Source organism: Hymenobacter sp. 5317J-9 (assembly GCF_022921075.1).
Taxonomy (GTDB): domain Bacteria; phylum Bacteroidota; class Bacteroidia; order Cytophagales; family Hymenobacteraceae; genus Hymenobacter.
In genome coordinates this window covers 2,181,620-2,202,391 of the sequence record NZ_CP095050.1, presented here as the reverse complement: position 1 = coordinate 2,202,391, position 20,772 = coordinate 2,181,620, and the positions used below count along the sequence as shown (strand labels likewise).

At 61.3% G+C, this 20,772-nt stretch carries 17 protein-coding genes; 4 read left to right on the top strand and 13 right to left on the bottom strand.

Features of this window, described 5'->3' with window-relative positions:
- Nucleotides 1-143: 143 nt before the first annotated feature.
- Both MUN81_RS09150 and MUN81_RS09145 read right to left on the bottom strand, forming a co-directional pair.
- Entirely contained in the window at nucleotides 144-1,553 is a 1,410-nt protein-coding gene (locus MUN81_RS09150) for a HAMP domain-containing sensor histidine kinase (protein ID WP_245116995.1), read from the bottom strand.
- Between the two features lie 138 nt (nucleotides 1,554-1,691).
- Nucleotides 1,692-2,369, bottom strand: coding sequence for a response regulator transcription factor (locus MUN81_RS09145; protein ID WP_245116994.1), 678 nt, complete (start codon nucleotides 2,367-2,369; stop codon nucleotides 1,692-1,694).
- A 622-nt stretch (nucleotides 2,370-2,991) separates the two neighbouring features.
- Between MUN81_RS09145 and MUN81_RS09140 the strand changes: the two genes are divergently transcribed.
- Genes MUN81_RS09140 through MUN81_RS09130 form a run of 3 tightly spaced genes read left to right on the top strand, consistent with a single transcriptional unit; the run spans nucleotide 2,992 to nucleotide 6,872 of the window.
- A complete protein-coding gene (locus MUN81_RS09140) occupies nucleotides 2,992-3,582 on the top strand; it encodes a 2Fe-2S iron-sulfur cluster-binding protein (protein ID WP_245116993.1) in 591 nt (196 codons plus the stop codon).
- Nucleotides 3,583-3,609: 27 nt separating this feature from the next.
- Nucleotides 3,610-4,635 (top strand): xanthine dehydrogenase family protein subunit M, encoded by a 1,026-nt coding sequence (locus MUN81_RS09135; RefSeq protein ID WP_245116992.1) that lies wholly within the window; start codon nucleotides 3,610-3,612, stop codon nucleotides 4,633-4,635.
- On the top strand, nucleotides 4,632-6,872 hold the full coding sequence (locus MUN81_RS09130) for a xanthine dehydrogenase family protein molybdopterin-binding subunit (RefSeq protein WP_245116991.1): 2,241 nt from the start codon (nucleotides 4,632-4,634) through the stop codon (nucleotides 6,870-6,872). The genes MUN81_RS09135 and MUN81_RS09130 overlap by 4 nt, the downstream gene beginning before the upstream one ends.
- A 90-nt stretch (nucleotides 6,873-6,962) precedes the next feature.
- On the opposite strand, the gene MUN81_RS09125 is transcribed toward MUN81_RS09130, so the two are convergent.
- Both MUN81_RS09125 and MUN81_RS09120 read right to left on the bottom strand, forming a co-directional pair.
- Complete coding sequence (locus MUN81_RS09125) at nucleotides 6,963-7,853, bottom strand: NmrA family NAD(P)-binding protein (protein ID WP_245116990.1); 891 nt, start codon at nucleotides 7,851-7,853, stop codon at nucleotides 6,963-6,965.
- Nucleotides 7,854-7,987: 134 nt separating this feature from the next.
- Nucleotides 7,988-8,857, bottom strand: a complete 870-nt coding sequence (locus tag MUN81_RS09120; protein WP_245116989.1) for a helix-turn-helix domain-containing protein — start codon at nucleotides 8,855-8,857, stop codon at nucleotides 7,988-7,990.
- A 210-nt stretch (nucleotides 8,858-9,067) separates the two neighbouring features.
- On the opposite strand from MUN81_RS09120, the gene MUN81_RS09115 reads away from it, so the two are divergent.
- Nucleotides 9,068-10,231, top strand: a complete 1,164-nt coding sequence (locus MUN81_RS09115) for an XdhC/CoxI family protein (protein WP_245116988.1) — start codon at nucleotides 9,068-9,070, stop codon at nucleotides 10,229-10,231.
- An 18-nt stretch (nucleotides 10,232-10,249) separates the two neighbouring features.
- Here MUN81_RS09115 and MUN81_RS09110 read toward each other — a convergent pair whose 3' ends face one another.
- The 9 genes from MUN81_RS09110 to MUN81_RS09070 form a co-directional block, all read right to left on the bottom strand.
- Entirely contained in the window at nucleotides 10,250-11,167 is a 918-nt protein-coding gene (locus MUN81_RS09110; RefSeq protein ID WP_245116987.1) for a DUF6268 family outer membrane beta-barrel protein, read from the bottom strand.
- Nucleotides 11,168-11,308: 141 nt separating this feature from the next.
- Nucleotides 11,309-11,572, bottom strand: a complete 264-nt coding sequence (locus MUN81_RS09105; protein WP_245116986.1) for a hypothetical protein — start codon at nucleotides 11,570-11,572, stop codon at nucleotides 11,309-11,311.
- A 296-nt stretch (nucleotides 11,573-11,868) separates the two neighbouring features.
- Nucleotides 11,869-13,257: an NAD-dependent dihydropyrimidine dehydrogenase subunit PreA gene (gene preA / locus MUN81_RS09100; protein ID WP_245116985.1), complete on the bottom strand. Its 1,389-nt coding sequence runs from the start codon at nucleotides 13,255-13,257 to the stop codon at nucleotides 11,869-11,871.
- Between the two features lie 137 nt (nucleotides 13,258-13,394).
- Nucleotides 13,395-14,720, bottom strand: coding sequence for an FAD-dependent oxidoreductase (locus MUN81_RS09095; RefSeq protein WP_245116984.1), 1,326 nt, complete (start codon nucleotides 14,718-14,720; stop codon nucleotides 13,395-13,397).
- A 90-nt stretch (nucleotides 14,721-14,810) separates the two neighbouring features.
- Nucleotides 14,811-15,677 (bottom strand): nitrilase-related carbon-nitrogen hydrolase, encoded by an 867-nt coding sequence (locus tag MUN81_RS09090; RefSeq protein WP_245116983.1) that lies wholly within the window; start codon nucleotides 15,675-15,677, stop codon nucleotides 14,811-14,813.
- 166 nt (nucleotides 15,678-15,843) lie between these two features.
- Entirely contained in the window at nucleotides 15,844-17,214 is a 1,371-nt protein-coding gene (gene hydA, locus MUN81_RS09085; protein WP_245116982.1) for a dihydropyrimidinase, read from the bottom strand.
- A 39-nt stretch (nucleotides 17,215-17,253) separates the two neighbouring features.
- A complete protein-coding gene (locus MUN81_RS09080) occupies nucleotides 17,254-17,583 on the bottom strand; it encodes a hypothetical protein (RefSeq protein WP_245116981.1) in 330 nt (109 codons plus the stop codon).
- 45 nt (nucleotides 17,584-17,628) lie between these two features.
- Nucleotides 17,629-18,981 (bottom strand): aminotransferase class III-fold pyridoxal phosphate-dependent enzyme, encoded by a 1,353-nt coding sequence (locus tag MUN81_RS09075; RefSeq protein ID WP_245116980.1) that lies wholly within the window; start codon nucleotides 18,979-18,981, stop codon nucleotides 17,629-17,631.
- A 148-nt stretch (nucleotides 18,982-19,129) separates the two neighbouring features.
- Complete coding sequence (locus MUN81_RS09070; RefSeq protein ID WP_245116979.1) at nucleotides 19,130-20,560, bottom strand: CoA-acylating methylmalonate-semialdehyde dehydrogenase; 1,431 nt, start codon at nucleotides 20,558-20,560, stop codon at nucleotides 19,130-19,132.
- Nucleotides 20,561-20,772 lie beyond the last annotated feature (212 nt).

Sequence of the window (20,772 nt, the reverse complement as noted above, 5' to 3'; positions counted from 1 at the left end):
GAAAGAGCTGGCTGAAAAACGAAAAGCCGGTGGTGCAAACTCACCGGCTGCGTTCTGTTTTCCGGAATCCATCGCAAGGTTAAGGGCCCGCTATTAAGACGAAATTAAAGGTAAATTAAAAGGAAATTAAAAGCCTAAAAGCCTCATTTGGCGGGCTGCAGAGGCCATTCCAGCCACACGTGGGTGCCGTGGCCGGGCTCGCTTTCGAGGCGCACCGTGCCGCCGTGCAGCGCCATGATGCGGGCCGCCAGCGGCAGCCCGATGCCGTGCCCCGGCACCCCGCGGGCCGAAGCCGCCCGGAAGAACGGCACGAACACCTGCTGCAGGTCGGCGGGCGGCAGGCCGGGGCCTTCGTCCGTCACGAGCAGGGCCAGGCTGCTGGCCGTGCGCGTGAGCGTGGCCGTGACGGGCCGCCCCGTGCCGGCCGAAAACTTGCAGGCGTTGTCTAGCACGTTCAGCACGGCCGAGAGCAGCAATGTTTCGTTGCCATTCACCACAAAGGCACTCGCGTCCTCGCCCTCGCCAAAATTGAGGTCGACGCGGCAGGTGGAATGGCGGCGCAGCAGCTGCTCGTGGGCCTGCAGCAGCAGCTCGTCGAGGCGCACCTCGGCCATGGGCACCTGCGAGGGGTCGTCGGAGGCCCGCGCAATGGAGAGCAGGCCGTTGGTGAGCTGGTTGAGCTGCCGGGCCGAGTCGAGGGTGCTTTGCAGCACGCGGCGGTACTCGGCCGGGGGCCGCTCGGCCTGCAGCAGCGCCACTTCCAGCTCGCCGATGAGGGCCGTGAGCGGCGTGCGCAGCTCGTGCGAGGCGTCGCGCACGAAGGTGCGCTGCCCCGCAAAAGCCGCCTGCAGGCGGTCGAGCAGGCGGTTGAAGCGCTGGGTAAGGTGGCCTATTTCGTCGGTGCTGCCGGCGCCCTGGCTCAGGCGCTGGCTCAGGTCTGTGGCCGTGATGCCGTCGACTTCGCGCACCATGCGCCGGAGCGGCCGCAGGGCCCGGCCCGCAAAAAACCAGCTCCCCAGGCCCATCACCACCAAGGCCGCCAGCAGGCCCAGCACCAGCAGGCGCCGCAGTTCACCCAGCTGCTGCCGGCTGTCTTCGTCTACCGACGAAGCCACCACCACCAGCGGGCCCAGGCGCGGGTCGCGGTAGAGCAAGCCCACGGTTTCGTGGTAGTTTTTTTCGGGCTCCAGCACGGCGCGGCCGTTGCGGCGCACCTCGGCCAGCCACTCAATGGGCACCGGCTTGGCCGCCCCCTGCCCTTCCCGAAACACCAGCCGGTTGGCTTGGTCGTACACGCGGCCTTCCTCGTCGGGCAGGGTGCGGTAGAGCTGGCGCAGGTAGCGGCGGTAGAGCGCGGGCGGACTGCCGGCGTGCTGGTTGCGCTGGCCTTCGGCGTAGGCGTGCCCCACCACCAGCGTGCGCTTAAACAGGCTTTGGGTGAACAGCGTGCGCCGCGACTGCAGCGTGGCGAAGTACACACTCAGCGCAAACAGCAGCAGTATCACGGCCAGAATCAGCCCGAACTGCAGCGCCAGACGAAGGCGAATGGACATGGATTGATGGGTTGATTTTGTGATGTGCTGATGTGCTGATGTGCTGATTTTTTGATGTGCTGATTCGGATACCGATGCTCCGATTACGCCCCCCTTGCCCGGCCACAAAGCACATCAGCACATCAGCACATCAGCAAATCAATCTACTTTCATCACGTAGCCCATGCCCACCAGCGTGTGAATGAGCTTGGGCTCGAAGCCTTTGTCGACTTTTTTGCGCAGGAAGTTGATGTACACATCGATGACGTTTGAGCCCGTGTCGAAGCTCATGTCCCAGACGTGTTCCAGCAAATCGGCGCGCGACACCACCCGGCCCTGATTGCGCAGCAGGTACTCCAGCAGTGAAAACTCGCGGGCCGTGAGCTGAATGGCCTGGCCGGCCCGCTCCACGCGCTTGGCGCTGGGGTCGAGGGTGAGGTCGGCGAGGTGCAGCACGGCTTTGGGGGCGGGGGCTTCGGTGCGGCGGCGCACCAGGGCCCGCAGCCGGGCCAGCAGTTCCTCAAACGCGAAGGGCTTGACAAGGTAGTCGTCGGCGCCGGCGTCGAGGCCGCGGATTTTGTCGTCGGTTTCGCCCAGGGCCGTGAGCATGAGAATGGGCACGCCGGGGTCGTGGGCGCGCACCTGGCGGCACACTTCCAGCCCGCTCAGGCCGGGCAGCATCTGGTCCAGAATCAGGCAGTCGTAGCGCGTGGACTGGGCCCGGCGCAGGCCCAGCAGGCCGTCGGAAGCCAGGTCGACGGTGTACTCCTGCTCGGTGAGGCCCTGGTGCAAAAACGCCGCAACGGAGGGCTCGTCTTCAACTAAAAGGATTTTCATGGGGCCGGAAGGTAGGGCTTAGCCCGCAATTTGGGCGCGGTAGCGGCCCGCCCGGTTCCCATAAGCGGGGGTGCCCGATGCTTATTGAGCGGCCCCGGGGCCTGCTGCCGCAGTCGCCGCGGCCGGGGCCAGGCCCTGCTCAACGGGCTGCGAAGAAGTGCCGAGGGGCGCAGCCTGCAGCCGCACGCCCACTGCCAGCAGCGCGGAAAGAATTAACGCCAAATAAAACCGAAAATGGTGCTGAAAATTGGCAAGCATCTAAAACAAAGCGGTGTTAAATTAGCACCATGGCCAAAGCAATGGTCAATTATTTATCGCAAAATTACCGTTACGGCTGCTGCGCCCCCGCTACGGCTAGCCGAGCTTGCCTTTTGGCCCCACAAACGAAGCTTTCTTCTCGGCGAGGGAAAATGGCTGTGGGGCGGGCGTGGCCCTGGCCCACAGCTCCCTGCCTTTCTTTCCAGCCCCAAAGGCCCCGGCCATTCTCTCCAACTGCATTTATTACGGCGAGACAAGGCAACATTCCGGCCCGGTCGGGACGTATAGCTAAGCACGGCTGTGGGGAGAGATGCGCTGATTGCGAGTGTTTTTTCCACGCTATCACCTTCTTTCACCCACCTTTATGAGCCAAGTTACCCAAGCTCCGCTCGGCCGCCCGCCGGTGGCCCTGGCCCCCACCCAGCCCGTTCGCCTCAATATCAACGGGCAGGACCACACCCTCGAAATAGCGCCTTGGACGACCCTGCTCGACGCCCTGCGCGAATACCTCGACCTGACGGGCACCAAGAAAGGCTGCGACCACGGCCAGTGCGGCGCCTGCACGGTGCTGGTCGACGGCAAGCGTGTGAACTCCTGCCTCTCGCTGGCCGTGATGCACGACGACTCCCACATCCAGACCATCGAAGGCCTGGGCACTGAGGACAAGCTCAGCCCGTTGCAGCAGGCGTTTATCGACCACGACGCTTTTCAGTGCGGCTATTGCACGCCGGGCCAGATTTGCTCGGCCCAGGGCCTCCTCAACGAAGGCAAGGCCAAAACCGAAGCCCAGGTGCGCGAGCTGATGAGCGGCAACGTGTGCCGCTGCGGCGCCTACAGCAACATCCTGAGCGCCGTGATGGAAGTGCTTACCAACGAAGGATTAATCCTGGAGGACAAGGCTTGGTCGGCCGGCGCGGCCAATCAGAACGTCGCGCCCGTTGAGCCGCCGAAGTAAATATCCTTCATTCCTCATTCAATTCAGATGAACAGTTTCACTTTCACCCAAGCCATGGCCGTGGCGGGCGCCGTGCAGGACAAAGCCGCGCACCCCGACGCGGCCTACATTGGCGGCGGCACCAACCTGATTGACCTGATGAAGGAAAACGTGGCCCGGCCCACGCACCTCATTGGCCTCAAAAAGCTGGGCCTCGACGCCATAGAAGCTCTGCCCGACGGCGGCCTGCGTCTCGGCGCCCTCGCCACCAACGCCGACACCGCTTGGCACCCCGAAGTAGAAAGCCGCTACCCGCTGCTGAACCAGGCCATTCTGGCCGGGGCCAGCCCGCAGTTGCGCAACATGGCCACCGACGGCGGCAACCTCATGCAGCGCACCCGCTGCTACTACTTCTACGACCTGGCCACGCCCTGCAACAAGCGCGAGCCCGGCTCCGGCTGCTCGGCCATTGGCGGTTACAACCGCGTGTGCGGCATTCTGGGCACCAGCGACTCGTGCATTGCCACCCACCCAAGCGACATGTGCGTGGCCCTGGCCGCCCTCGACACCGTGGTGCGCGTGAGCGGCCCCAACGGCGAGCGCACCATCCAGTTCGAGGATTTCCACCGCCTGCCCGGCGACCAGCCCGAGCGCGACAACACCCTGGAACCCGGCGAGCTCATCACCAGCCTCGACCTGCCCGCCAAGGGCTTCGAGAAGAATTTTAGCTACCTGAAGCTGCGCGACCGCACCAGCTACGCCTTCGCGCTGGTGAGCGTGGCGGCGGCCATGGAGTTGGACGGCAACACCATTACCGATGCCCGCCTGGCGCTGGGCGGCGTGGCCCACAAGCCCTGGCGCGACAAGGAGGCCGAGGCAATGCTTGTAGGCCAGCCGGCCACCGCTGCCACTTTCGGCCGCGTGGCGGCCAAGGTGCTGGAAGGTGCCAAAGGCTACGGCGCCAACACCTTCAAGATTGAGCTGGCCCGGCGCGCCATCGTGCGGGCGCTCAAGCAAGCCACCGAAATGAATCAGGTGCTCGACACCAACGCCTTCCAAAACTCCAACCCATGAGCCACACCACCGACTACATCGGCAAACCCACCAACCGCGTCGATGGCCCGGCTAAAGTGGCCGGCACCGCCAAGTACGCCGCCGAATTTAACGTGCCCGACCTGCTGTACGGCTACGTGGTGAGCAGCCCGATTGCCAAGGGCAAAATCACGAAAATCGATAGTGCGGCGGTGCGAGCGCTGCCCGGCGTGCAGGAGGTTTTCACGCATGAAAACGTGCCCGGCTTCGCTTTTCTCGACCGCAGCTACAAGGACGATGTGGCCCCCGGCGGCTCGCCGTTTCGGCCGCTGCACGACGCCGAAATCAAGTTCAGCCTGCAGCCCGTGGCGCTGGTGGTGGCCGATACGTTCGAGCTGGCCCGCTACGCTGCCTCCATCCTGCACATCGAGTACGAGGAAGTGGCGCACGAAACCGAGCTGGCCAAGCACCTCGACGAAGCCTACGAGCCCGGCCGGGGCAAAACCGGCTACAAGCCGCCGAAGTCGCGCGGCAACTTTGGCAAGGGCTGGAAAGAAGGCGTGGCCCACATGGAGGCGCAGTATTCGCACCACGCCCAGCACCACAACCCCATGGAGATGTTTGCCAGCACCGTGGAGTGGCTCGGCGATAAGAACCTGAACATCTACGACAAAACGCAGGGCGCTTTCAACAGCCAGCAGTACGTGATGAAGGTATTCGGGCTGAGCGCCGAGCAGGCCCGGGTGATTTCGAAGTACACCGGCGGCGGCTTCGGGTCTGGGCTGCGGCCGCAGTACCAGCTGTTTCTGGCCGTCATGGCTTCGCTGCAGCTGGAGCGCTCGGTGCGCGTGTCGCTCACCCGCGAGCAGATGTTCAGTTTCGGCCACCGGCCCGAGACCTTGCAGCACGTGGCCCTGGCCACTGCCGCCGACGGCTCGCTCACCGGCATCAACCACGTGGCCGTGGCCGAAACCTCGCAGTTCGAGGATTTCACCGAAAACGTGGTGGGCTGGAGCGGCACGCTCTACGACTGCGAAAACGTGGAGTTGGGCTACCGCCTGAGCAAGCTCGACGTGTATTCGCCGCTCGACATGCGTGCGCCGGGCGCGGCTTCGGGCTCCATCGCCCTGGAAATTGCGATGGACGAAATGGCCTACGCCGCCGGCCTCGACCCGCTCGAATTCCGCATCCGCAACTATTCCGATTTCGACCAGGCCCAGAACCTGCCCTACTCCAGCAAGGCCCTGCGCAAATGCTACGCCGAGGGCGCGGCCAAATTTGGCTGGGAAAAGCGCACCGCCGCGCCCGGCTCGATGAAGGACGGCAACCTGTTGGTGGGCTGGGGCATGGGCGGCGGCATCTGGGATGCCTCCAAGATGCCGGCCACCGTGAAAGCCAGCCTCGACGCCGACGGCCACCTCACCGTGAGCAGCGGCACCAACGAAATCGGCACCGGCACCTACACCATCATGACGCAGATTGCGGCCGAAAGCATGGGCCTGCCCCTCGAAGCCGTGACGTTCGTGCTGGGCGACACCACGCTGCCGCAGTCGCCGCTACAGGGCGGCTCCTGGACGGCGGCTTCGGTGGGCAACTCGGTGGTGGAAGCCTGCACCAAGCTCGGCGAAGCCCTGCTGAAACAGGCCCAGAAAATGGACCACCCGGCCTTCAAGGACGCCAAAATTGAGGACGTGCAGTTTGCCAACGGCCAGCTGCGCCTGCGCACCGACGACACCCAGGCCGTGGTGCTGCGCGACATTGTGCAAGCCAGCGGCGAGGCCAAAATCGAAGCCGAAAACTCCACCGTGCTGGCCAAGCTGGAAATGCTGAAGCCCCCGAAATATTCCATGCACGCCCACAACGCCGTGTTTGTGGAAGTGAAGGTGGACCCGGAGCTGATGACCGTGCACGTCACCCGCGTGGTGAACGCCGTGGCCGCCGGCCGCATTCTGAACCCCAAAACGGCCCGCAGCCAGGTGCTCGGCTCAGTGGTGTGGGGCATCAGCTCGGCCCTGATGGAGGAATCGGTGATGGACCACCGCTTCGGCCGCTACATGAACCACAACTACGCCGAATACCACGTACCGGTGAACGCCGACATCCACGACATTGACGTGGTTTTTGTGAACGAAGAAGACGACAAGGTGAACCCGCTCGGCATCAAAGGCTTGGGCGAAGTAGGCCTGCTGGGCGTGGCCGCCGCCGTCACTAACGCCATCTACCACGCCACCGGCAAGCGCGTGCGCGACCTGCCCGTGACGATTGACAAGCTGCTGTAGCCTTTGCTACGACAACTGCCGCTGAGGTGACATAAAAAGCGCCCCGCAACCAATTGGTTACGGGGCGCTTTTGCTTATCTCGCCGGCTCGCTAAACCGCCGCGGCATAGGCTGCCGCAAACTCCCTCGCGAAATCTTCCAGCTTTACCCGGCCCAGGCCGGGCTTGTGCTGCTCGTAGTCTTCGCCCAGCGTACCGTTGCCGATACTGGTGTAGATGTCCACAATTTCAGAGGCGCGGGCGGCGGGCAGGCCATGCCGGAGCAGGTTTTCCTGTATTTGCTCGTTGGTGAGGCTCACCCAGCGCAACCCGGGCCGGCCAATGGCGGCGCCCAGCACCTGCGCCACTTCGTTGGCGGTGCGCTCGTCGCTGGCTGCGTAACGCACGTGCCGGCCGAGGGCAGTTGGGGCCGTTAGCTCGGCCGCGGCGGCGTTGGCAATATCCAACGAGTGCACAAAGGCCACCCGCGTGTTGCCGTCGTAGTTGACGCCAATAACACCCTGCGCCTTTATCATCCCGATGAAACTGAACATGTTGTAATAAAAAGAAGTGGGGCGCAGGTGCGTGAGGGCGATGCCGGGCAGCTTGGCCAGAATTTCCTCCACGTCGTGCGTGCCCAGAATGCCGCCGGTGCCTGCCGAGCGATGCGCGCCCCAGCTGCTCAGCTGCACCACCCGCTGAATGCCCGACTGCTGAATGGCCTCTGCGTACCGCTGGCCGATGCGTTGGTGGTAGGCCCGCGAGTCGGGCTCGGCAAAGCTGGGCGGCATCATGAGATAGGCAGCGTCGGCCCCGGTTAGAGTTGAGGTGAGGAATGCCGCGTCATCGACGGAACCGATGGCGGCGTTAGCGCCCAACACCTCAATTTCGGGCTTCTTTTCCGGCTTGCTGCTGATGACCGTGACAGCGTGCCCCTGCTGCACCAGCTCGGTGGCCAGTGGTTTGCTGATGTTCCCGAGGGAACCCGTTACAACTATTTTCATGGTGCTTCTGGTTGCTATAAGTGTGCAGCAAAGGTGGGTGGCCCACCCGCAGCCCAGAAGAGCAAAACGGCGGAAAAACTGGGCCCAACTGCGGCAAACCATTCGCCTACTGCGCCCCGGCCTATTGGCTCAGCTCACAACTGCTGCCGATGGGCCGCCGGCGACACCCCAGTGTTATTCCTGTAAAACCGGCCGAATGTGGACTGGTCGGCGAAATTCAGATTATCAGCTACCTGGGCGATGGTCAGGGCCGGATTTTGCAGCAGCACGTTGGCTTCCAGCAACACGGCCTCGGTCAGCCACTCGGCCGCACGCTTGCCGGTGGCGTCTTTCACGGTTTCGGCCAGGTGCTTGGGGGTGATGCACAGCTTATCGGCATAGAACGCCAGGCTGCGCTCGGCGGCGTAATGCGTATTCACCAGCTTCTTAAACGCAGCCGCAATCTGGTGGCCGCGCGGCAGCACGGCCGCTGCCGAAATCTGCTGCAGGCTGTAGATGGGCGCGGTTTCGTGCAGCAGAATGTGGATGAGGCTGCGCAGAATCTCGTCGCGGTAGGCGTGCGGCTCGTGGTATTTCTGCTCAATGGTGCGCAGCAGCGCCGCAATGCTATCGGCCTGCGCGGGCGTCAGGGTAAACACGTGCCGGGCATCGCGCTCAAAAAAGGAAAAGGCATCGAGGTGCAGGCTGCTGTTGGCCGAAATGAATTCCTGGGTAAAAAAGATGCTCAGTCCTTCAAAATCAGTGCTGAAGGATGGCCACTGCTTGATGACGTAGGGCGATAACACCATCAGCGAATTGGGGCCGACGTCGTAGGTTTCCAGGTTGACATTTAGGCGAGCCTGCCCGCGCAGGCACAGGCCAACCTTGTAGTAGCTGCTGCGGTAGGGCAGGTTGATGGGCAGCTGGGCAGACGCCGAATGGGGTCCCAGCAAGAACACTGCCGCCGGTTTTTCCTCGGTTTCGGCGAGGGCGCTCAATGGGTAGATGGGAATAGCGACGCTCATAGCAACAATATTAAACCGCTTCATGTCATGCACATGCCTCCAACTGCCTGCGCCACCAAGCAGCTGAACAGCAACCAGCTACCCAATTGCCCGAGGACTGAGCGTTAACCATGCAGCCATACGCAGCCAAAACCGCATTCGCCGCCCGGTGGTTCTGCATAACCCCGCCTCACGCTGGGGCGTACTGATTGCGTCAATCCCGCACACCCCATGACCGAACTCCAACGCCTGCTGCTGGCCTACGACCGTCACCGCGCCGACGCCCGGCCCTGCGCCCTGGCCACGGTGGTCGAGGTGCTGGGCTCGGCCTACCGGCGCCCCGGCGCCCGCATGCTCGTCACGGAAGATGGGGAGCTGACCGGCGCCATCAGCGGTGGCTGCCTGGAAGGCGATGCCCGCCAGCGGGCCCGGCAGGCCATTTTCCGGGGCCAGCCGGCGCTGGTGACCTACGACACCCGCGACGAGGACGACCCGCGCCACGGCTTGGGGCCCGGCTGCCAGGGCGTGGTTCGCATCCTGCTGGAGCCGTTGCGATTTGACGCGCCCGACAATCCTATTGAGTTGCTGCGCGGCTTTGCCCAGCATCCCGAGCCCGCCGTGCTGGCCACGGTATTCGAAACCGACGCCAGTGGGCTGCGGGCCGCCGTGGGCCAACGGCTGCTGCTCTCGGCCACCGGCGCGGTGCGGGGCACTCCCCTGCTAGCCTCGCCCCTGGCGCAGGCGGCGCTGGACACCCTGGCGCAGGGCCAGTCGCGGGTGCTCAACATCGAAACCGACGCCGGCCCCGTGCGGGCGCTGCTGGAAATTCTCACTCCCCCGTTGCGTTTGGTCGTGTACGGCGCCGGCAACGATGCGCAGCCGCTGGTGCGCCTCGCCGCCTCACTGGGCTGGCACGTGGCCGTGGTAGATGGCCGGCCCAACCTAGCCACCCCCGCCCGCTTTCCCGAAGCTGCCGAGGTGCGCATTGTGCCCGTGCGCGAGCTCGAAACCCAATCGCCCGACCCAGCCGCCTACCACGTGCTGCTCAGCCACAACTACGCCTACGACCTGGCCGCGCTGCAAACGCTGCTGCCCACGGCCGCGCCCTACATCGGCCTGCTGGGCCCCCGGGCCAAAGCCGGCCGGCTCCTCGAAGAACTGGAGTTGTCGGAAGCCGAGCGCAGCCACGTTCTCGGCCACCGGCTGCACAGCCCCATTGGGCTGAGCCTGGGTGGCGAAACCCCCGAAGAAATTGCCCTGGCCATTGTGGCCGAAGTGCAGGCGGTAAAAAACGGCCGCGCCCCCCGGCATTTGCGCGACACCACCGCGTCCATTCACGCCGACTCGCCGTCCATTCCTGCCCAAGCCGCCGCGAACGCCGTCATTTCAGCCTGAGTTATCCCACAATTCCAGCTACGGCGTTGGCACCCGGTAGCTCAGCGCAAGTCGAAAAGCCAAGCCTTTCTCGACGCGCGGGCTGAGCGGCGTTGGCGCCTGGCCCAGGCCAATGTAATCGAGGGTGGCCGGCCATTGGTCTTCCTGTGCGTACACTTCCAGGCGCCGCGTCACGGCGTAGGCCGCCGTGGCGCGCAGGGCCCAGCGCGCACTCACGTAGGTTTCCGCAAACAGCCCATAATGCCCCTGTAAGTACTGAAAATAACGATTCTGCTCCTGCAACCGGTAAGCGGTGTTGATGCCGTTGAGGTTGAAACCCGCATTAACGCGCGGTGTCACCGCATAGCTGACATTGAACGTGGTGGGCAAGTCGCCAAACAGCCGCCAACGCTGCCCCAGCCGCCAGTCGAGGCCGAGCAGCAACACGTACTGTGGGCCATAAAACTGCTGGCGGTAGCCCACCGTGAGCCGGTACGCCCGGCGCGGGCTGGTGCGGTAGCCGGCCCGTAGCACCCCGCCCCACGTGAGGTCGCCTGCACGCACATCGCGCAGGTCGGAGTTCAGTGCGGGCAGCACCAGCGCAGTGAGCTCTAATTTGGACGAAACGCGGTGCCGATAGCCCAGCACCGGCGAAAGACCATAAACATTTCCCACGGCAAAACCTGGCCGGGGCCCGCTAAAGCGCAGGGCCTCCAGGCTAGCCCCCAGCAGCAGCCCGCGGCTACTATCGGCGGCCAGGGCAATGGGCACTATGGCATTCGCCCGGTATATATCGGCCCGAAACGACGTTTCAGCGGCGCCAAGCTTCAGGGGCAGTACTTCGTAATTCAGGCCCACGCCCTCGGCATATCCCTGGCTGCGGGCAGTGGTAGGCAGCAGGCCCAGCGCAAGTGCGAATAAAAGCAGGCGCAGCGGCACCCGGGCAAATAATTTCATACCGGAAAACCCCAAGTTTTGCCAAAGAACGAACACCGGACTCAACTTCGCGGAGCATCGGCTAAATGGGCGCAAAAAAAGAGGCTGCCCGCCTCATCAGCGTGCAGCCTCTCTTGTAGCTTTTTCGGCTAGCAACTGCGCTTAGCGGCGCCGGCCGTAGCCGCCGTGATAGCCATTGCCACCGCGGTATGCCCCATGGTAGCTGCCCCGGTAATACGGCCGAACCGGCACCACCACCGCGGGGCGAGGCGTGTAGTAATGAGGGCGGGCGTAGTATGGGCGAGGATAATACGGCTGAGCCGGCGGGTAGTACCCGTAGTCGTAGCCAGTGCCCACCGAAGCCACGCAGCCGCTCAACAAGAGCAGGCACAGGCCCAAGGCAAAAATCACTGATTTCGTTTTCATGGCGAAGGTGCGTAAGCACATTGAATGACACATACAAACTTGTTAATAAGACAAAATGCGCGTTGGAATAGTTGACTTTTCGGCGCGTTCATCCTGTCGTTCAAGCCTTTTATTTATACGTCGCTGCCTGACCTGCCGTTGTGGTTTGTATAAAAGGCCCATGCCCCTTTGCCGTTGGCCAACTGGTTGTCTCACTCACGGCAACCCATTGTCTCACACGAAGCCAAAAGCCCCTTGGTGATGCACCAAGGGGCTTTTCTGCTGATGGCATTTTTTGGCGCACAACCGCCAGAGACTTATGCTCCCGCCGGCACCTCGGTTTCGCCCGAATACAGGCGGGCTTTGCCGGGCAGGGTTTTGTGGCGCTCTTTACCGAGCGCGGCACTGGGCTCGGGCACCCAATGGTGCCGGCCACCGGCCTTTTCGTCCTCGAATTCGGTGGGTGCGGTGCCGGCTTCGGTGCGTTCCTTCCAGGTGAGGTGCTCGGTGCCGGAGTCCGTCTGCTCCATCGTGATGCACTGCTCCACGGGGCACACCAGCGAGCACAGGTTGCAGCCCACGCAGTTTTCCTCGATGATTTCGGGCACGCGGGTGCCGGCGTTTAGCTTGATGGCCTGGTGGGCGCCGTCTTCGCAGGCCGTGTAGCACAGCTGGCAGCCAATGCACTTGTCCTCGTTGATATTGGCCGTCACCTTGTACTTCATATTCAGGTCTTCCCAGTGCAGCACGTTGGGCAGGGCCTTGCCCACGAAATCGTAAATCGTGTTGAAGCCCTTCTCCACCATGTACTGCTCCAGGCCGGCCGTCATCTCCCGGATGATGCCAAAGCCGAAGTGCATGGCCGCCGTGCACACCTGCACCGAGCTGGCACCCAGCAGGATGTGCTCCACGGCGTCGCGCCAGTTCTCAATGCCGCCGATGCCCGAGATGGGCAGGCGCACGTCGGGGTGCTGGGCGCAGTTTTTCACCATATTCAGGGCAATGGGCTTCACGGCCGGGCCGCAGTAGCCGCCGTTGGTGCCCTTGCCGTCCACAATCGGATAGGGCGCGTACTTATCCAAATCAACCCCCACGATGCTCTGAATCGTGTTGATGAGCGAGATGGCGTCGGCGCCGCCGCGCCGGGCGGCCATGGCGGGCTCGGTGATGTCGGAGATGTTGGGCGTGAGCTTCACGATGACGGGCTTCTGGGCCACTTCCATCACCCATTCCACTATCATTTGCAGCACCTTGGGCTCCTGCCCCACGGCCGAGCCCATGCCCCGCTCGCACATGCCGTGCGGACAGCCAAAGTTCAGCTCGAAGCCGTCGGCGCCGGCGTCCTGCGAGGCGCGCACGATGTCGTGCCACTCCTGCCGACTCTGCACCATGAGCGAGGCGATAACAGCGTGGTTGGGGAAGCGCTTTTTCACTTCCTCAATCTCGCGCAGGTTGTGCGAGAGCGGCCGGTCCGAAATCAGCTCGATGTTGTTGAAGCCCACGAGGCGCTTGTCGCGGTAGTTGACGCCACCGTAGCGGCTCGACACGTTCACGACGGGCACGCCCAGCGTCTTCCACACCGCGCCGCCCCAGCCGGCATCGAAGGCTTTCATCACCTGGTAGCCGGAATTGGTGGGCGGCGCCGAGGCCAGCCAGAACGGGTTCGGCGATTTAATGCCGGCGAAATTTATGGAGAGGTCGGGCATGGGATTTTATTTCTCAGAACGTCATGCTGAGCGCAGCCGAAGCATCTCGCTCGCATCGTTAAACGATTTATTTACTACCACACGCGAGATGCTTCGACTACGCTCAGCATGACGTGCCTTTTGGTTGCGAACGTGAATTACTTGCTCAAATAGGCGTGAATACCGCGCGCCGTGAGCTTGGCTTCGGCCGCCGCGTTCACCACTTCGGCACCGCCGTTCCAGGCATCGCCGGAAGCGAAGTATTTCGGGTTCGACGTTTGCCCGGTATGGGCGTTGGCTATGATGCGGCCTTTGTTATCCAGCTTCAACCCCGGAATTAAATTCAAAAATTCCGTTTGCTTAGCCTGTCCCGTGGCTTTAATCACCATGTCGCACGGCTCGATAAATTCAGAGCCGGCAATTTCCTGCACGCGGCCATCCTTGGTTTCAGTGCGAATAAATTTCACGCCCGCCACGTAGCCATTGCCGGTAATTTCCACCGGCGCCACGTTGAACAAGCCCTTCACCCCTACCCCTTTGGCCAGGTCGTACTCGAATTCGTAAGCGCCCATTTCTTCCTTGGCACGGCGATAAGCCAGAATTACGTTCTCAGCCCCAAGGCGCGACGATTCCGAAGCCGCATCCATGGCCGTGTTGCCACCGCCGAGCACAATTACCTTGCGCCCCACTGCCACTTCGTGATGGTGCTGACGCAATTCGGCAATAAACTCCACCGCGCCGGTGCAGTTTATTTTATCCTCGCCGGGCAATCCCAATTCGTTGGTTTTACCCAAACCGATACCTAGGAAAATAGCGTCGTATTTATTTTCTAATCCGGCCAATTCATCGCGCGACGAAATAGCAGAATTGAAATGCACGTTGTAGCCAAATTGCGACTGCAAATACGCCATTTCGGCCAGGGTTTCCTCGTTGGTGATTTTATACGGGGCAACCCCGTACACCGTCAGACCCGATGGCTGGGCTTTAGCCTCAAAAACATCGACTTCGTAGCCGAGCGTCCGCAGCTCACAGGCAGCGGATATACCCGCCGGGCCAGCTCCAATAACGGCTACTTTCTTGCCATTATCCTCACCGGGACCAAACAGTTTTTTTCCACTTTTGATGGCCTTCGTAGTCGCGTAGCTCTGCAGGCGACCGATTTCAATCGGCTTCACCTCTTGCAAGTTGTACACGCAGGCGCCTTCGCAGAGCACTTCGGTAGGGCACACCTTGCCGCAGGCGTTGCCGAAGTAATTAGCCTCGTAAATCGTACGCGCCGCGCCAGTGTCATTGCCCGAATTTATTTGCCGGATAAACTGCGGAATATCAATCCCCGACGGGCACGCTTTTATACACGGCGCATCGAAGCAAAACAGGCAGCGGGAGCTTTCGTAGAGCGCCTCGGTGCGGTTCATCACCGGTTTCAATTGCGCGAAGTTTTCCGCGAATTGCTGCTCGGTGGTGGGTGTAGAAAATTCAGCCATTGGGGCAGGTTAATTCGAAATTATTAGGAAATAAAAAACGGTCATGCTCCGACTATCCTTCGCATGACCGTTTTTATGTCAGCCAAGCGCCTACAGTTCTACCAGCTTCTCGTAGGTTTCCGGGCGACGGTCGCGGAAGAACTGCCAGGTGTTGCGCACCTCGTCAATCATGTCGAGGTCGAATTCGGCGATGAGCAGCTCGTCCTTGTACTCGTCGGCTTCGGCGATGATTTGACCGCGCGGGTCCACGAAGTAGCTGGTGCCGTAGAAGCGGCCCAGGTTCCAGGGTTTCTCCTCGCCCACGCGGTTGATGCAGCCCATGAAATAGCCATTGGCGGCCGCGTGCGCGGGCTGCTCCAGCTTCCAGAGGTACTGCGAGAGGCCGGCCACGGTGGCCGAGGGGTTGTACACGATTTCGGCGCCGTTCAGGCCCAGGATGCGGGCGCCGTCGGGAAAATGGCGGTCGTAGCAGATGTAGACGCCCACTTTGGCATACTTCGTCTGGAACACGGGGTAGCCCATGTTGCCGGGCTTGAAGAAGAATTTCTCCCAGAAGCCGGTGGTGTGCGGGATGTGGTTTTTGCGGTACTTGCCAAGGTAGGTGCCGTCGGCGTCAATCACAGCGGCCGTGTTGTAAAGGAAACCGGCCGACTCGCGCTCGTACACGGGCACAATCATCACCATGTTGTATTTCTTGGCGTATTCGGCCATGCGCTCGGTGGTGGGGCCGGGCACGGCTTCGGCCGAGGCGTACCAGGCTTTGTCCTGGCCGGGGCAGAAATACGGGGTATTGAAGATTTCCTGCAAACACAGAATCTGCACGCCCTTGCGGCCGGCTTCTTCAATGAGCGGAATGTGCTTTTGCACCATGGCTTCCTTGATTTCCTCGATGGAGCCTTCGCCTTCGGTCATCGGCAAGCTCATCTGGATGAGACCGGATTTAATAATTCTGGGCATTTTAGGGTTGGTGGGGTGAGTTGTGACTATTGATTTTTAACGTCATTCCGAGCGAAGCCGAGGAATCTCGCGTGCTTTCACTAATCATTGACGTTGCGACGATTGAATTACTGCCACACGCGAGATTCTTCGGCTTCGCTCGGAATGACGTGCGGTTTTACTCGTGCTAGATATTCGTTTTGCTGCGCTTGATGAACTGCCCGTAACCTTTTGAAACCTTCGTTTCACCAGCGTCGACGGCTACTTTTCCACGCAACAGCACGGTGTCAATTTTGCCGGTCAGATCCCAGCCTTCGTAGGCCGAGTAATCGCAGTTCATATGGTGAGTGCTGGCCGAAATGGTGTGCTTTTTCTTTGGGTCGAAAATAACTAAATCTGCGTCGGCGCCAATGCTGATGGTGCCTTTGCGTGGGAACATGCCGAATATTTTGGCGGCGTTGGTCGAGGTCACTTCCACAAATTTCTGCGGCGTGATTTTGCCGGTGTTCACCCCTTCCGAAAACAGCAGTTCCATGCGGTGCTCGATGGCCGGGTGACCGTTCGGAATCTTGGAGAAATCGTCCTTGCCCATCAGCTTCTGCTCCCACATGAAGGGGCAGTGGTCGGTACCCACCACGTTCACGAGGCCTTGGTTGATACCGGCCCAGAGCGTAGCCTGGTCCTTTTTCTCACGCAATGGGGGCGACATCACCCACTTCGCGCCATTGGCTTCGTCTTCGTACAGTGAGGCATCCAGCACTAGGTATTGAATGCAGGTTTCGACCAGCACGCGCTGGTTGCGCTCGGTGGCGCGGCGTACTTGGTTGAGGGCGCCCTCGCAGGTGAGGTGCACGATGTAGGCGTTCACGCCGGTGTAGTTGGCGATGTCGGCGAATCGTCCTGACGCTTCGGCCTCGGTTACTTCGGGCTGCGAGAGGTAGTGATAGAGCGGCGTGAGCTTGCCCTGCGCCCGATGCTGGGCGATGAGCGTGTCAATCATGTCGCCGTTGGTGGCGTGGGCCGTCACAAGGCCACCGTGCTTTTTCACTTCCTGCATCAGGCCCACCATCTGCGCGTCGTCAATCATGAGCGCGCCCTTGTAGGCCATGAATGTTTTGAAAGACGTGATGCCCTCGGCCACCATGTCCTTGATTTCCTCCTTGGTGCTAGGGTTGAAATCCGTCACGGCCATGTGGAAGCTGTAGTCGCCCACGGCGTTGCCGCTGGCCCGGCCGCTCCACTCCTCAAAGGCGGCGCGCAACGAATTGCCCTGCTTTTGCAGAATGAAGTCGATGACGGTAGTGGTACCGCCGTGTAGGGCGGCGCGGGTGCCGGTTTCGTAGGTATCGGAGCTGAAGGTGCCCATGAAGGGCATTTCCAGGTGCACGTGCGGGTCGATGCCGCCAGGCATCACCAGCTTGCCGGTGCAGTCAATCACCTCCGCCCCCTCGGTCGACAAGTTGCGGCCGATGGACACGATGGTTTCGCCTTCAATCAGGATATCGCAGACGGCGTCCGAATCGGCGGTGACGACGCGGCCGTTTTTTAGTATCACCATGTTTTTCAATGTCAATGGGAATTGCGAACTGTAAAACAGTTATTCCATGCCTTTATATTCTGGTCCGTAAGCAATTTCAAGCCGGTGCTTTTCGAACCACCGCCAACCGTAGACTAGGTTAATTCTTAGAACCGTGACTCTATTATGCCAAATATGCTTTGGAAACGCAACACAGCCGATGTTTCGAAACTTAAAACCATATTTGGAAGCCGCATCTTCAGAGCAGCCATTGCCAATCCATAAGTAAACCAACTGCTTTTTAGCTACTCTGGCAGCCTTAGCTTCTGTCCAGCCCTCAGCCATTTGCGCTGCTGCTTTATTATCAACTGCTGTTATCACTAACAAAAGAATTAATAATAATCCACGCATCACTTGGTATCCGATGAAAAGCTATAATTAGCTAATCGACTGCCGTTAGTACACGTACTTATCCGCAATGCTGATGGCTTCCGAAATGATGGCCAAGCCCTCGTCAATTTCCTCCTTATTGATGCTCAGTGGGGGACAGATGAATATATAGTTCCAGCGCACGAAGGTGTACATGCCCATCTCGCGGATTTTGGCGGCCACCTGGTTCATGATGTCCATTTGGGCGGGCGTGGCATTCCAGGGAGCCATGGGCTCCTTGGTGTCGCGGTTCTTCACCAGCTCGATGCAGCCGAAGAGGCCGGTGTTGCGCCAGTCGCCGATGCTGGGGTGGTGGCGCATGAGCTGGGCCACCTGCTCGTCCATGTACTTGCCCATTTCCACGGTGTTTTCGAGAAGGTTGTCAGTCTCGTAGATGTCGAGCACAGCCACGGCGGCGGCGCACGAAACCGGGTGGGCCGAGTACGTGAGGCCGAGCGGCAGGGGCTTGTCGTCGAACGATTTGGCAATGGCTTCGTCTACCATCACCGCGCCCAGGGGCAGGTAGCCGGCGGTGATGCCCTTGGCCATGCACATGATGTCGATTTTGACATTGTGGTGGTCGGAGCCGAACCACTTGCCGGTGCGGCCGAAACCCGACATCACTTCATCAGCAATGAGCAGGATGCCGTACTTGTCGCAGATTTCGCGCACCCGCGTCCAGTAGCCGGGCGGGTACTTGATGCAGCCCGAGGTGCCCGACTCGCCCTCCATGATGATGGCGGCCACGCTGCCGGGGTTTTCGTAGCCGATGATGCGCTCCATGGCATCGGCGGCGCGCTGGGCGCACTGCTCGGGCGTTTCGGAGTGCCAGGGGCAGCGGTAGAAGTAGGGGTTTTCGACGTGTACCGTGCCGGGCATGGCCTGCGAATCGACGGCGAATTTGCGGGGGTCGCCGCCCACGCTCATGGCGCCGTAGCTGGCCCCGTGAAACGACTGGTACAGCGACACAATCTTGTGGCGGCCGGTGTACACCCGCGCCAGCTTGATGGCGTTTTCGATGGCCTCGGCCCCGCCCAGCGTGAAAAACGCCTTGGTGAGGTTGGGCGCAGTGATTTCGGCCAGGCGCCGGCCGAGGTCGCCACGGGCCTTGGTAATCATGCCGGGGTACACGTAGCTGAGCTCACGCATCTGGGCGGCCACGGCTTCGGTCACGCGTTGGTCGCCGTGGCCGATGTTCACGTTCATGAGCTGGGCAGAGAAGTCGATGTAGCGCTTGCCATCCCGGTCGTACACGTACACGCCTTCGGCGCGCTCGGCGTTGATGGGGTTCAGGCCCGTTTGCTTCGACCACGAGAAGAGGGTGTGGTCGAGGTTGTCGTGCAGGATTTGGTCTTTGTCGGTGGCGAAGGTGGTTTCCATGGGTTGGGAGTGACGTTGAATCCGTCTGTCATCCTGAGCGCAGCGAAGGACCTTTTCACGCCCGCGTCGCTTGCCCGCTTAATTATTTACTTTAAACTGTTCAGCTGTCTTAAGGTCCTTCGCTGCGCTCAGGATGACAGTTCCGGCCCTACGACATCCAGTTCACCCGCGACTCGGGGTTCCACTTGGTCGTGGTCTTTTTCAACTGCGTCCAGAACTCAATCGAACTCTTACCCGTGATGTCGCAGGCGCCGAATTTCGACTCGTTCCAGCCGCCGAAGGAGAAGGGCTCGCGGGGCACGGGCACGCCGATGTTCACGCCAATCATGCCGGCGTTGGCGTGGTCCATCACGTAGCGGGCGCTACTGCCGCTGCTGGTGAACACGGCGGCGGCGTTGCCGTAGGGGTTGGCGTTTTCGATGGCCAGGGCTTCGTCCAGCGTATTGGTGCGCATGATGGCGAGCACCGGGCCGAACACTTCCTCCTGGGCAATGCGCATATCAGGCGTCACGTAATCGATGACGGTGGCGCCTACGTAATAACCGTCTTCGTGGCCGGGCACCACGGCGTTGCGGCCGTCGAGCAGGACTTTGGCGCCGGCCGCTTCGGCTTCGGTGATGTGCTGTTCGATGCGCGCCTTGGCTTCCTTGCTGATGACGGAGCCGAGGTTCTGGCCGGCCACAATCTTGCGGGCTTCTTCCACAATTTTGGCCACGATGTCATCGACCGGGCCCACTCCCACCATCGTCGAGCCGGCCATGCAGCGTTGGCCCGCGCAGCCCGACATGCTGGCGGCCACGTTCGAGGCAGTCATGTCGGGGTGGGCGTCGGGCAGCACCATCAGGTGGTTTTTGGCGCCGCCGAGGGCCACGCAGCGCTTGAGGTTGCTGGTGGCGCGGATGTACACGGCCTTGGCAATTTTAGTGGAGCCGACGAAGCTCACGGCCTGAATGTCGGGATGGTCGCAGATGGCTTCTACGATTTCCTTGTCGCCGTTCACCACGTTCAGCACGCCGTCGGGCAGGCCGGCTTCTTTTAGCAGCTCGGCAATTTTTACGGCGCTCAGCGGCACTTGCTCCGAAGGCTTCAGAATCATGGTGTTGCCGAGCACAATGGCGTTCGGGATGGTCCAGTGCGGCACCATGTTGGGGAAGTTGAACGGGGCGATGCTGGCCACCACACCCAGCGGCTTGCGCTCGGCGCGGGCTTCCACGCCCTTGCTCACTTCCAGAAACTCGCCTTGGATAAGCTGCGGCATGGAGCAGGCAAACTCGGTTAGCTCGATGGCTTTTTCGACTTCGGCACGGGCCTCGTCGTAGGTTTTGCCGTTTTCCTCGCGGACGAGGTCGGCCAAGGCTTTCATGTCGCGCTCCAACAAGGTTTTGTAGCGGTAGAAAATCTGCACCCGCTCCTTAATCGGCGTGGCCGACCACGACGGGAAGGCGGCCTTGGCGGCTTGCACGGCGGCGTTCAGCGCCTCGGCCCCGCTCAGCGGCACCGTGGAAATCAACTCGCCCGTGAGGGGGCTAAATACGTCCATCGCAGACGTAGAGGCATTTTCGAGGGGTTTGCCGGCCACAAAATTGCGTATGGCAGGATACTTCAAATTCAGAACTTCCATATTACTTTACTGTTAAGCGGGGCGCAAGCTAAGGGTTTTGCGGGAGATAGGGCAACAACACAATCGTTTCCGGAAAAATATTTTTGTTGCTCCCCTACTAAAAACCGTTGTCGGGCCTGCTTCTCGCTAAGGCAATAGAGTATTCAGTAAGCCTGCGCGGGCGGCGCGGC

What these genes read in the sequence shown, in the direction of transcription:
- MUN81_RS09150 (WP_245116995.1), bottom strand. Translation starts at nt 1,553, where the DNA reads ATGTCCATTCGCCTTCGTCTGGCGCTGCAGTTCGGGCTGATTCTGGCC.
- MUN81_RS09110 (WP_245116987.1), bottom strand. Translation starts at nt 11,167, where the DNA reads ATGAAATTATTTGCCCGGGTGCCGCTGCGCCTGCTTTTATTCGCACTT.
- MUN81_RS09120 (WP_245116989.1), bottom strand. Translation starts at nt 8,857, where the DNA reads ATGAGCGTCGCTATTCCCATCTACCCATTGAGCGCCCTCGCCGAAACC.
- MUN81_RS09105 (WP_245116986.1), bottom strand. Translation starts at nt 11,572, where the DNA reads ATGAAAACGAAATCAGTGATTTTTGCCTTGGGCCTGTGCCTGCTCTTG.
- MUN81_RS09080 (WP_245116981.1), bottom strand. Translation starts at nt 17,583, where the DNA reads ATGCGTGGATTATTATTAATTCTTTTGTTAGTGATAACAGCAGTTGAT.
- MUN81_RS09130 (WP_245116991.1), top strand. Translation starts at nt 4,632, where the DNA reads ATGAGCCACACCACCGACTACATCGGCAAACCCACCAACCGCGTCGAT.
- MUN81_RS09115 (WP_245116988.1), top strand. Translation starts at nt 9,068, where the DNA reads ATGACCGAACTCCAACGCCTGCTGCTGGCCTACGACCGTCACCGCGCC.
- MUN81_RS09145 (WP_245116994.1), bottom strand. Translation starts at nt 2,369, where the DNA reads ATGAAAATCCTTTTAGTTGAAGACGAGCCCTCCGTTGCGGCGTTTTTG.
- MUN81_RS09075 (WP_245116980.1), bottom strand. Translation starts at nt 18,981, where the DNA reads ATGGAAACCACCTTCGCCACCGACAAAGACCAAATCCTGCACGACAAC.
- MUN81_RS09140 (WP_245116993.1), top strand. Translation starts at nt 2,992, where the DNA reads ATGAGCCAAGTTACCCAAGCTCCGCTCGGCCGCCCGCCGGTGGCCCTG.
- MUN81_RS09125 (WP_245116990.1), bottom strand. Translation starts at nt 7,853, where the DNA reads ATGAAAATAGTTGTAACGGGTTCCCTCGGGAACATCAGCAAACCACTG.
- MUN81_RS09090 (WP_245116983.1), bottom strand. Translation starts at nt 15,677, where the DNA reads ATGCCCAGAATTATTAAATCCGGTCTCATCCAGATGAGCTTGCCGATG.
- preA (WP_245116985.1), bottom strand. Translation starts at nt 13,257, where the DNA reads ATGCCCGACCTCTCCATAAATTTCGCCGGCATTAAATCGCCGAACCCG.
- MUN81_RS09135 (WP_245116992.1), top strand. Translation starts at nt 3,610, where the DNA reads ATGAACAGTTTCACTTTCACCCAAGCCATGGCCGTGGCGGGCGCCGTG.
- hydA (WP_245116982.1), bottom strand. Translation starts at nt 17,214, where the DNA reads ATGGTGATACTAAAAAACGGCCGCGTCGTCACCGCCGATTCGGACGCC.
- MUN81_RS09095 (WP_245116984.1), bottom strand. Translation starts at nt 14,720, where the DNA reads ATGGCTGAATTTTCTACACCCACCACCGAGCAGCAATTCGCGGAAAAC.